We start from the raw sequence: 11614 nt of genomic DNA, 5'->3' as shown, positions 1-11614 counted from the left end.
TTGATCGATTTCTGAAGTCCCGAAGGGGCCGCCGGTACCGGGGCCGCCCTCGAGGCCTTCTCTCTACAGTCTCAAGGCGAACGCTTAGCGTCGCTTGGCCATCTCGTTGATGAAGCGGTCGAACAGTGGCGCGACATCGTTCGGGCCCGGGCTCGCTTCAGGGTGACCCTGGAAGCTGAACGCGCTCTTGTCGGTGCGCTCGATGCCTTGCAGGGTGCCGTCGAACAGCGATTTGTGGATTGCGCGCACGTTGGCTGGCAGGGTGGCTTCGTCTACCGCAAAACCGTGGTTCTGGCTGGTGATCATCACCACGCCTGTATCCAGATCCTGCACCGGGTGGTTGGCACCGTGGTGGCCGTGGCCCATTTTCAGGGTCTTGGCGCCGGAGGCCAGAGCCAGCAACTGGTGGCCGAGGCAGATGCCGAACACCGGCGTCTCGGTTTCCAGGACTTCCTTGATCGCCTGGATCGCGTAGTCGCATGGCTCCGGGTCACCCGGGCCGTTGGACAGGAACACGCCGTCCGGCTTCAGCGCCAGCACATCGGCGGCTGGAGTCTGCGCAGGCACAACGGTCACGCGGCAGCCGCGCTCGACCAGCATGCGCAGGATGTTGACCTTGACGCCGTAGTCGTAGGCGACCACGTGATATGGCAACTCGGAGGCTTCGATGGTCGCGTGGCTGTCGGTTTTCAGATCCCAGACAGTCGAGCGCCATTCGTATTGGGTCTTGGTGCTGACGACTTTCGCCAGGTCCATGCCCTTCAGGCCCGGGAAGCCCTGCGCAGCGGCGATGGCTGCTTCTTCGGAGATGTTGTCGCCGGCCATGATGCAGCCGTTCTGAGCGCCTTTTTCTCGCAGAATGCGGGTCAGGCGACGGGTGTCGATACCGGCGATTGCCACCACGTTGTTGGCTTTCAGGTAATCGGACAGGGACATAGTGTTACGCCAGTTGCTCGCTACCAGCGGCAGGTCACGGATGACCAGGCCAGCGGACCAGACGCGGTCGGACTCGGCGTCTTCCGGCGTGGTGCCGGTGTTGCCGATGTGCGGGTAAGTCAGGGTAACGATCTGCTGGGCGTAGGAAGGATCGGTAAGGATTTCCTGATAGCCGGTCATTGCGGTGTTGAACACCACCTCACCAACGGTCTGACCGTCGGCTCCAATGGCTTCGCCGCGAAAAATGCTGCCATCAGCAAGGGCGAGTATGGCTGGCTTAGTCAAGAAGACCTCCCGTAAATAACGCATGAAAGGGCAATCGCAGGTTGTAAAAAAGCGGAGTGACGTATGGACACGTCACCCCGCTTCTTCACTGAAATTATTCTGCGCGCTTTTAGTGGACACACTAAAGCTGTAGCTTACAGAAAAGGGCGTTTTTGGTCCACCGCTAAAGAGCCTTAAAGGCCGGAGAATGCGACAGGTCGTCGCCAAGCGGTAAAAACCGGCGCAAAACGGGACGTTTGCGCCGGGTTCAGCAACGACTCAACGCAGGTCGAGCACGTCTTGCATGTCGTACAGGCCCGGCTCGCGACCATCCAGCCACAGCGCCGCACGCACCGCGCCCTTGGCGAAGGTCATGCGGCTCGATGCCTTGTGGGTAATCTCGACGCGCTCGCCATCGGCAGCGAACAGCACGGTGTGATCACCGACGATATCGCCAGCGCGCACGGTGGCGAAACCAATGGTTTCACGCTCCCGCGCACCAGTCTGGCCCTCGCGACCGTAGACCGCGACCTTCTTCAGATCACGCCCCAAGGCATCGGCAATCACTTCACCCATGCGCACCGCGGTACCGGAGGGAGCATCGACCTTGTGGCGGTGATGGGCCTCCATGATCTCGATATCGACATCGTCGCCCAGCACGCGCGCAGCGGTGTCGAGCAACTTCAGGCACAGGTTGACGCCGACGCTGAAGTTGGCGGCGAAGACGATCGGAATGTCCTTGCCCGCATCGGCCAGCAATTGCTTCTCTTCAACACTGAAACCGGTGGTGCCGATGATCATCGCTTTGCCGTGCTTGCGGCAGAACGCGAGATTCTTCAGGGTCACGGTCGGGTGAGTGAAGTCGATCAACACATCGAACTCTTCAACCACACGATCCAGATCACCGGACAGCGGCACGCCTATACGGCCCAGCGCTGCCAGCTCACCGGCATCCGCGCCGACCAGCGTGCTGTCGGGACGATCGACCGCCGCCGTCAGACCGGCGCCCGGCGTCTGCTGCACCGCTTCAATCAGGGTCTTGCCCATGCGCCCGGCGGCGCCCATCACTGCAATACGTCGCATGCCGACTCCTTACAAATCGCCGAAGAAACGCTTCACACCGTCGAACCAACCGGTGGTTTTCGGCGAGTGGCTGTTGTCGTCGGCCAGGGAGCTGCGGAATTCTTCCAGCAGTTCACGCTGACGACGGTTGAGGTTGACCGGCGTTTCCACAGCGACACGGCACATCAGGTCGCCGGCACCGCCGCCACGCACTGGCGCAACGCCCTTGCCGCGTACGCGGAACTGCTTGCCGGTCTGCGTGCCTTCGGGGATTTTCAGTTTGACGCGACCGTCGAGGGTCGGAATCTCCAACTCGCCGCCCAGTGCAGCGTCGACGAAGCTGATCGGCACTTCGCAGAACAGATGCTTGCCGTCACGCTGGAAGATGTCGTGTTCGCGCACATTGATCACAACGTACAGGTCGCCAGTCGGCCCGCCCTGGGTACCCGCCTCGCCTTCGCCGGACAGACGAATGCGGTCGCCAGTATCAACACCGGCAGGCACTTTGACCGACAGGGTTTTGTACTCTTCGACACGACCGTCGCCGTGGCAGGAGTCGCACGGATCGGAAATGATCTTGCCCTGGCCATGGCAGCGCGGGCAGGTCTGCTGCACCGAGAAAAAGCCCTGCTGCATGCGCACCTGACCGATGCCGCCGCAGGTCGGGCACGTCGTCGGCGAAGAGCCTTTCTTGGCGCCGGAACCATCGCACGGCTTGCAGTTGACCAGTGTCGGAACGCGGATATTCACCGACGTGCCGCGCACCGCTTCTTCCAGATTCAGTTCCAGGGTGTAGCGCAGATCGCTGCCACGCTGAGCGCCGCCACGGGCACCGCCGCGACCGCCACCGAAGAAATCACTGAAGACATCGCCGAAGATGTCCGAGAAGTTCTGGCCACCGAAACCGGCACCGCCGCCACCCATGCTCGGATCGACGCCGGCATGACCATACTGGTCGTATGCCGCGCGCTTGCTGGCGTCGGACAACACTTCATAGGCCTCGTTGGCCTCTTTGAATGCTTCTTCCGAAGCTTTGTCGCCGGGATTACGGTCGGGGTGGTGCTTCATGGCCAGGCGGCGATAGGCCTTCTTCAGGTCCGCTTCGCTCGTGCCCCGCTCGACACCCAATACTTCGTAATAGTCACGCTTTGCCATAAGTTCTTTGCACTCTTAAGGACGTTCGGCAAACCCCTCCTGAGCCTCGCCAAACTCGTTGAGCCCCCATTAAGGCCCGGACCCAACTCACGTCAATTCAACGATCCTGGTCTTGATTGATGCGGTATCTGCGGCGCGAAAAGCAGGAGCATTCCCGGCCATACCGCCAGCATCCGAACGGTGTCGCATGCTGTAAAAATTCGCGTATTCCAGATACGCCAACGCGGGAGGCAAGCTCCCGCGCGGCGACATCCTACCAGTCACCGCCGCAAGGCAGTCAACCGGGCGACCAACAACTTACTTGTGGTCTTTGACTTCTTCGAACTCGGCGTCGACAACGTCGTCAGCCTTCTCAGCCGATTCGCCTTGCGGGGCCGCGCCATCAGCTGGCTGAGCCTGTTCGGCGTACATCTTCTGAGCAACCGGAGCGGAGACTTTCGACAGCTCTTCAACCTTGGCTTCGATGGCAGCCTTGTCGTCGCCTTTGACGGCGGCTTCCAGCGCAACCACTGCAGCTTCGATTGCAGTCTTCTCTTCGGCGGTGACCTTGTCGCCCGCGTCAGCGACCATCTTGCGAGTCGAGTGCACCAGTGCGTCACCCTGGTTACGGGCAGCAGCCAGTTCTTCGAACTTGCGGTCTTCCTCGGCATTCGCCTCGGCGTCACGCACCATGCGCTCGATTTCTTCGTCGGACAGACCGGAGTTGGCCTTGATCACGATCGACTGGGTCTTGCCGGTAGCCTTGTCTTTCGCGCCGACGTGCAGGATGCCGTTGGCGTCGATGTCGAAGGTCACTTCGATCTGCGGCACGCCACGTGGAGCTGGTGGAATGTCGGCCAGGTCGAACTTGCCCAGCGATTTGTTCTGTGCAGCTTGCTTGCGCTCGCCCTGCAGAACGTGAATGGTCACAGCACCCTGGTTGTCGTCGGCAGTCGAGAACACTTGCGATTTCTTGGTAGGAATCGTGGTGTTTTTCTCGATCAGCGCGGTCATCACGCCACCCATGGTTTCGATACCCAGGGTCAGCGGGCTGACGTCGAGCAGCAGCACGTCTTTAACGTCACCGGCCAGAACAGCGCCCTGAATCGCAGCACCCATGGCAACGGCTTCGTCCGGGTTGACGTCTTTACGCGCTTCTTTACCGAAGAAATCGGTAACCAGCTTCTGCACCAGCGGCATACGAGTCTGACCACCGACCAGAATCACGTCGTTGATCGCGCTGACGTCGATACCGGCGTCTTTCATGGCAATGCGGCAAGGTTCGATGGTGCGCTGAACCAGGTCTTCAACCAGTGCTTCGAGCTTGGCACGGGAGATTTTCACGTTCAGGTGCTTAGGACCGGTCGCGTCTGCAGTGATGTACGGCAGGTTGACGTCGGTCGACTGAGCGGACGACAGCTCGATCTTGGCTTTCTCAGCGGCTTCTTTCAGGCGCTGCATGGCCAGCGGGTCACCTTTGAGGTTCATGCCGCTTTCTTTCTTGAATTCGTCAACGAGGTAGTCGATCAGACGAATGTCGAAGTCTTCACCGCCGAGGAAAGTGTCACCGTTGGTGGCCAACACTTCGAACTGGTGCTCACCGTCAACCTCAGCGATTTCGATCACGGAAACGTCGAAGGTACCGCCACCCAGGTCATAAACGATCACGGTGTGATCGCCCTTGGCCTTGTCCATACCGTAAGCCAGAGCGGCTGCGGTTGGTTCGTTGATGATGCGTTTTACGTCCAGACCAGCGATGCGGCCGGCGTCTTTGGTGGCTTGACGCTGGCTGTCGTTGAAGTAGGCCGGAACGGTAATCACCGCTTCGGTCACTGCCTCGCCGAGGTAGTCTTCGGCGGTCTTCTTCATCTTCTTCAGAATTTCAGCCGAGATTTGTGGCGGCGCCATTTTCTGGCCGTTCACTTCTACCCAGGCGTCATTGTTGTCAGCCTTGACGATCTTGTAAGGGACCATCTGGATATCTTTCTGCACAACTTCTTCGTCAAAACGACGACCGATCAGACGCTTTACCGCGTACAGGGTGTTGTGCGGGTTGGTTACAGCCTGACGCTTGGCCGACTGACCTACCAGAATTTCGCCATCGTTGGCGTAAGCGATGATCGACGGCGTGGTACGCGCGCCTTCAGCGTTTTCAATAACTTTGGCTTTGCCGTTTTCCAGCACGGAGACGCAGGAGTTGGTAGTCCCCAGGTCGATACCGATAATTTTGCCCATGTTCACTCTCCCGAAACTTTGGATTTTGTTGCCGCAGCAGTGGTGGCTGACTGCGGTAGCACTTAAACGCTTGACTTCTAAATGGGGGCCTTGCGGCTAATTTCAAGCCTGCTCGTCAATCGAAGGCGAAACCGGTGCCGGCGCCTTGCTGACCACGACCATCGCCGGGCGCAGCAGGCGACCATTGAGCTGGTAGCCCTTCTGGAAAACCTTCAACACGCTATTCGGCTCGACGTCGGCACTTTCCTGCATGGCCATCGCCTGATGGTGAACGGCGTTGAACGGTTCGCCATGCGGATCGATCGCTTCAAGCTGGTAGCGCTTGAGGGTGTCGTGGAACATTTTCAGGGTCAGCTCGATGCCTTCGCGCATCGGACGGATGCTTTCGTCGTCCGGGCTCGACAGCTCGAGGCCGCGCTCCAGGCTGTCGACGATCGGCAGCAGGTCGCTGGCGAATTTTTCCAGGGCAAACTTGTGCGCCTTCTCGACGTCCTGCTCGGCACGGCGGCGAACGTTCTGCAGATCGGCAGCAACACGCAGAGACTGATCCTGCGCGGCGGCCAATTGCTCTTCGAGCACTTGCACACGGGTCGCCAGGTCGTCACCCGAACCTTCGGGCGCCTGATTGGCATCTGGGTTTTGCGTATCTACTGTCTGTTCGTCAGCCATAGAATTCTCCTTTCAATTTCGTCCGCGAGCCTGACTCGCGCTTCTGCCCCGATATATGGGGCCGCAAAATCAGGCTTCAAGGGCTGAAAACAATTGTCCCTACAAAAAAGTGCTGAATACTCATTCTTGAATGCGCTAAGAAAACTTTTCGATCAAGCAAATCGAGCTAAGGGCGGGCATTGTCAGGCCTGAACAAAACACTGTATAAATAACCAGACCTCAAGCCTGGGAGCTGCCTTTATGCTGGTGCACCTGTCCGTACACAACTACGCCATCGTTGAACATCTCGATCTCGAACTTGATCGCGGGATGAGCGTGATCACAGGGGAAACCGGCGCCGGCAAGTCGATCATGCTCGATGCCCTGGGCCTCACCCTGGGTGATCGCGCCGACAGCGGCGTGGTTCGCCCGGGCGCTGATAAAGCCGACATTCTCGCCACCTTCGATCTCGCTGATATCCCTGAAGCCAGCGCCTGGCTGGCCGAGCGCGATCTGGAAAACGACGGGCCGTGCATCCTGCGCCGGGTCATCACCTCGGAAGGTCGTTCGCGCGGTTATATCAACGGCACGCCCTGCCCGCTTGGCGACCTCAAAGCCCTCGGCGAGCTGCTGATCGATATCCACAGCCAGCATGAACATCAATCGCTGCTGAAAACTGATACTCATCGCCGCCTGCTCGACGAGTACGCCGGCGCCACCGACCTGGCGCGTCAGGTGCAGCTTGCCGCGCAACGCTGGCGTCAGACCCGCCAGGAACTGGAGCGGCTGTCCAACTCCGGCGACGAACAACGCGCACGTCATCAGTTGCTCAGCTATCAGCTTGAGGAATTGGAGAACCTCGGCCTCGGCGAAAATGAACTGGAGCAACTGGAGCAGGAACACAAGAATCTGACCAACGCCGAAACCTTGCTGGGCATTTGCCGGCAAGTGGTCGAGCAATGCAGCGAAAGCGACTCCGGCAATGTGCTGAATGCGCTGACCGCCAGCCTCAATCGACTTTCCAGCGTGAACAGTTCGGTGGGTGCGCTGGGTGAAGCCAGCAGTCTGCTGACCAGCGCACAGATTCAGGTAGAAGAGGCAGTCGGCGAGCTCAATCGCTTCCTCGACAACTTCGATGCCGACCCGGCTCGCCTGCAATACCTGGAAGAGCGCCTCGACGCGATCTACACCTTGGCGCGCAAACACCGGATTCAGCCGACCGAAGTCGGCGAGATGCAGCAGAAGCTGCTCGATGAAATCGAAACCCTCAACGCCAACGATGAATCCATCGAACGCTTGGGTGAAGAATTGGCGTCCTACGCCCGCCACTATCAGGAGAAAGCCCGCGAGCTGAGCGACCTTCGTCATCAAGCGGCCGGCAGTCTCGCCAGTGCGGTGGAGCAGGAAATCCAGCGCCTGGGCATGCCCGGCGGCCGCTTTACCATCGAACTGAAAGCCAACAGCAGCGACGAGTTGCTGCCAAACGGGCTGGAACAGGTCGAACTGCTGGTCAGCGCCAACCCTGGTCAACCTCTCAAGGCGCTGGCAAAAGTCGCCTCCGGCGGTGAGCTGTCGCGGATCAGTCTGGCGATTCAGGTCATTACCGCCCAGACCTCCCGCGTGCCGACGCTGGTGTTCGACGAAGTGGACGTAGGTATTGGCGGTCCGACTGCCGAGATTGTCGGCCAGTTACTGCGCCGTCTGGGTGATCGCGGCCAGGTCCTGACCGTGACGCACTTGCCGCAAGTGGCGGCGCAAGGGCATCAGCATCTGTTCGTGCACAAGGTCCGCGACGAGAAGGCGACTCACACCGCTGTCGCGAAGCTGACAAAGAACGAGCGCATCGAAGAAGTCGCGCGCATGCTCGGCGGCATCGATCTGACCAAGGAATCCCTGGCTCACGCGAAAAAAATGGTGGTGACTGCCAAGGCGTAATAAATAGTAGAAAGCACGAAGGCGACCCTTGGGTCGCCTTCGTTCGTTTCGCGAATGTGAAATTCGCGCGACATGCTTACTTTTTCTTGCGCACGTACAGCACCAGGTTGTGATCAACCATTTCGAAGCCATGCTTCTCGACGATCGATTTCTGAAGCTTTTCGATTTCTTCGTCGAAGAATTCGATCACTTCACCCGATTCCACGTTGACCATATGGTCGTGGTGGCCACCGTCAGCCAGTTCGAAGACCGCGTGGCCGCCGTCGAAGTTGTGGCGGACCACGAGGCCGGCCGCTTCGAACTGGGTCAGTACACGGTAAACCGTGGCCAGACCAACGTCCTCACCAGCTTCCATCAACGCCTTGTAGACGTCCTCGGCACTCATGTGGCGCTGCTCGGTAGAGTCGAGCATTTGCAGGATCTTGACCCGTGGCAGGGTCACTTTGAGGCCGGCTTTGCGTAGTTCGCTATTTTCAACCATGGTCAGCTTTCTCGCGATGCTGCTTCGCAGCTTCTCTTAATGCGGGTATGATCGGCGTTTACGTTGTCCCAGCCAAGATAGTGGAAGTCGCCCACCGATGCAAAACACCAAGCTCTTGCTAACCAGTTTCACCTTTGTGGGACTGCTCGCACTCGCCGGTTGTTCATTCCCCGGGGTTTACAAAATCGACATCCAGCAGGGCAATGTCGTCACGCAGGACATGATAGACCAGTTACGCCCGGGAATGACCCGGCCGCAAGTACGGTTTATCATGGGCAACCCTCTGCTTGCCGACACGTTCCATGCCGATCGCTGGGATTATCTGTACAGCCTGCAACCGGGTGGCGGTGAACGCCAGCAGGAACGAATCAGCGTTATCTTCAACTCCAACGACCAGCTTGTCAGCCTGTCCGGTGACTTCATGCCCGGCGTGAGCCGTGATGAAGCCATTCTCGGCAAGGACAGCGGTACTACCGTGACCGCGCCTGCTGAAAACGCCGACAAGCCAGAAGCTGAAAAACCAGCCAAACCAGGCTCTTTGCTGGATCAGATCCAGAAGGACGTCGATGGCGTGGAAACCGTACCAGTTCCGACACCAGAGCCGCTGGACACCTCGCCGCAGTAATAGGCGAGGCAATAAAAAACCCGGACATTCCGGGTTTTTTATTGCCTGCCGTTTGGCCTGATCAAGAATTGCGTGCTTTGGCCTCGGCAGCCTTGGCCGCACGCAAACGTCGAACCTCTTTGGGATCAGCCAGCAGCGGTCGATATATTTCGATCCGGTCGCCCGCCTGAACAGGGCGAGAATCCGCGTCAGTCACGACCTTGCCAAAAATCCCCAGCGGGCACTGGGCCAGATTCAGCTCAGGAAACTCTGCCGCGATGCCCGATTCGTGCACCGCAGCCCGAACGCTAACGCCTTCAGCCACGCTGATCGCACGCATAACCTGGCGATCAACCGCTGCGTACACGACTTCTATCTCGATCACCGGCTCAACCATGCATCTGCTTGGCGCGCTGGCAGAAAGCATCCACCAACTGATTGGCCGCCTGATTGAACAATGGCCCCAGAGTTGCGCGCACCAGCGGCCCGGCATAATCGAACGACAGATCCAGACTGATCTTGCAGGCCTTCTCGTTCAGCGCCTTGAATACCCAGATGCCGTGCAACTGAGTGAACGGGCCTTCCTCAAGATTCATCTCGATCGACTGCCCCGGCACCAGCGTATTGCGCGTGACGAAATGCTGACTGAGGCCACCCTTCGCTACGCCGACACTGGCGCGCATGTGTTCTGGGGAGCTTTCCAGCACTTCAGCCTCCGAGCACCACGGCAGAAACTCCGGGTACCGCGCGACATCGTTGACCAGGTCGTAGAGAAATTGCGCCGGGTACGGCAGAAGCGCGGATCGTTGGATATGTGTCGTCATGTAAGCGTTACTTCCAGAGCTGAGCGGCAAAGACTACAAGAATGCCGATAGGCGCCACGTAGCGCATCAAGAACAGGGACAGAGCAAACAGAACCGGGTTACGGATGGACAATTCATCCCGCACCGCTTCACGCCCCATCACCCATCCCGCGAACAGCACGAAACACAAGCCACCGAGGGGCAACATGATCCGCGAGGTGAAGAAATCGATCACGCCGAAGAAGTCGAGACCGCTCTGCGCACCCCATTGATAGAGGCTGAACGCCCCGCCTTCGTTCACGAAAAACTTGGCTTCCTTCCAGATATTGAAAGAAAACACCGTGCCCAGACCAACGAACCAGCAGGTGAACGCCAGCCAGAACGTGACCCAGATGCGGCTGATTTTAGTGCGTTCAACCAGGTAAGCCACCATTGGCTCAAGCAGCGAAATCGCCGAACTCCACGCTGCCACCGCGACCAGCACGAAGAACACCACGCCCATCAACTGGCCGAAAAATACATTACCAAAAGCAAATGGCAGGCTGACGAACATCAGTCCCGGACCTTCGCTTGGGTTCAGGCCAGCAGCGAACACAATCGGAAACAGTGCCAGACCAGCGACCAGCGATACGAAAGTATCCAGCAGCGCGACACCGACCACCGTGCCCGACAACGAGGTGTTCTTTGGCATGTAGGCGCCGTAGATCATGATCGAACCGACGCCGACGCTCAGCGAGAAGAACGCGTGCCCCATCGCCGGCAGCAGACCGTCGAGGACTTTTTCCGGGTGGAAGTCGAACATGAAATGCACGCCTTCCATGAAATGCCCGGTGGTCATGCTGTAACCCAGCAGCACCAGAATCATCACGAACAGCAGCGGCATCATGATCCGCAGGCTGCGTTCAAGCCCGGCGACCACGCCTTTGGCGATCACGAAGGCCGACAGCAGCATGAAAATCGTGTGCCAAAGTGTCAGGCGCCATGGATTGGAGATGACATTGCCGAAATAGGCGCCGACCTGATCGGCCGTCGCGCCCTGGAAATCGCCACGCCCCATGTCGACGATGTAATCCAGCGACCAGCCGCCGACCACACTGTAGAAAGAAAGAATCAGCAGGGCCGTGATCATCCCGGCAAACGCGCCCCACGACCATTTCGCCGAGTGTCCGGCTTCCAGTGCCAGCACTTTCAAGGCGTTCGCCGGACTTTGCCGGGCGCGCCGGCCGATCAGGGTTTCCGCGAGCATGACCGGGACACCGATAAGCGCGATGCACGCCAGGAACATCAGCACAAAGGCACCGCCGCCGTAGACCCCGACCATGTAGGGGAACTTCCAGATACTACCCAGTCCCACGGCCGAACCGGTCGCGGCGAGTATGAATACCCAGCGGCTAGCCCAACTGCCGTGGACAGAAACCTTGTCTGTCGACATCGTTTATCACGCCCAAGCGTTAGAAAAAGAGGCCGCATTGTCCGGGATTCACTCAACCTGCTCAAGCGCGCAGCAACACC

At 59.0% G+C, this 11614-nt stretch carries 11 protein-coding genes; 2 read left to right on the top strand and 9 right to left on the bottom strand.

Annotated features, from left to right (window positions below):
• Positions 1 to 84: 84 nt before the first annotated feature.
• From carA to grpE, 5 genes are all read right to left on the bottom strand, one after another.
• Positions 85 to 1221 carry a glutamine-hydrolyzing carbamoyl-phosphate synthase small subunit gene (gene carA / locus AB4N85_RS25550; protein ID WP_016771765.1) on the bottom strand — a complete coding sequence of 379 codons (1137 nt, stop codon included), beginning with the start codon at positions 1219 to 1221 and terminating at the stop codon, positions 85 to 87.
• Positions 1222 to 1479: 258 nt separating this feature from the next.
• The gene (gene dapB / locus AB4N85_RS25545) at positions 1480 to 2283 is read right to left on the bottom strand and encodes a 4-hydroxy-tetrahydrodipicolinate reductase (RefSeq protein WP_041477928.1); all 804 of its coding nucleotides are present in this window, start codon (positions 2281 to 2283) and stop codon (positions 1480 to 1482) included.
• 9 nt (positions 2284 to 2292) lie between these two features.
• Positions 2293 to 3417, bottom strand: coding sequence for a molecular chaperone DnaJ (dnaJ, locus tag AB4N85_RS25540; RefSeq protein ID WP_016771767.1), 1125 nt, complete (start codon positions 3415 to 3417; stop codon positions 2293 to 2295).
• A 297-nt stretch (positions 3418 to 3714) separates the two neighbouring features.
• Complete coding sequence (gene dnaK / locus AB4N85_RS25535; protein WP_024011565.1) at positions 3715 to 5631, bottom strand: molecular chaperone DnaK; 1917 nt, start codon at positions 5629 to 5631, stop codon at positions 3715 to 3717.
• A gap of 102 nt (positions 5632 to 5733) precedes the next feature.
• Entirely contained in the window at positions 5734 to 6300 is a 567-nt protein-coding gene (gene grpE, locus AB4N85_RS25530; protein WP_039759570.1) for a nucleotide exchange factor GrpE, read from the bottom strand.
• Between the two features lie 240 nt (positions 6301 to 6540).
• On the opposite strand from grpE, the gene recN reads away from it, so the two are divergent.
• Positions 6541 to 8214 carry a DNA repair protein RecN gene (recN, locus tag AB4N85_RS25525; RefSeq protein ID WP_016771769.1) on the top strand — a complete coding sequence of 558 codons (1674 nt, stop codon included), beginning with the start codon at positions 6541 to 6543 and terminating at the stop codon, positions 8212 to 8214.
• A 76-nt stretch (positions 8215 to 8290) separates the two neighbouring features.
• Here the strand turns inward: recN and fur are convergent, their stop codons facing one another.
• Positions 8291 to 8695 (bottom strand): ferric iron uptake transcriptional regulator, encoded by a 405-nt coding sequence (gene fur / locus AB4N85_RS25520; protein ID WP_016771770.1) that lies wholly within the window; start codon positions 8693 to 8695, stop codon positions 8291 to 8293.
• 97 nt (positions 8696 to 8792) lie between these two features.
• Here fur and AB4N85_RS25515 point away from each other — a divergent pair, with 97 nt between their 5' ends.
• Positions 8793 to 9320 (top strand): outer membrane protein assembly factor BamE, encoded by a 528-nt coding sequence (locus AB4N85_RS25515; protein WP_016771771.1) that lies wholly within the window; start codon positions 8793 to 8795, stop codon positions 9318 to 9320.
• Positions 9321 to 9381: 61 nt separating this feature from the next.
• On the opposite strand, the gene AB4N85_RS25510 is transcribed toward AB4N85_RS25515, so the two are convergent.
• From AB4N85_RS25510 to AB4N85_RS25500, 3 genes are read right to left on the bottom strand one after another with little or no spacing between them, the layout of a single operon-like run.
• Positions 9382 to 9696, bottom strand: coding sequence for an RnfH family protein (locus AB4N85_RS25510; protein ID WP_041477926.1), 315 nt, complete (start codon positions 9694 to 9696; stop codon positions 9382 to 9384).
• Positions 9689 to 10123 (bottom strand): type II toxin-antitoxin system RatA family toxin, encoded by a 435-nt coding sequence (locus tag AB4N85_RS25505; protein ID WP_016771773.1) that lies wholly within the window; start codon positions 10121 to 10123, stop codon positions 9689 to 9691. Before AB4N85_RS25505 ends, AB4N85_RS25510 begins: the two co-directional genes overlap by 8 nt.
• Before the next feature lie 7 nt (positions 10124 to 10130).
• Entirely contained in the window at positions 10131 to 11534 is a 1404-nt protein-coding gene (locus AB4N85_RS25500; protein ID WP_016771774.1) for a sodium-dependent transporter, read from the bottom strand.
• Positions 11535 to 11614 lie beyond the last annotated feature (80 nt).

Source organism: Pseudomonas sp. H1_G08, from assembly GCF_054681355.1.
The sequence above is the reverse complement of the archived record's forward strand: the minus strand, read 5'-3'. Positions and strand labels throughout refer to the sequence as shown.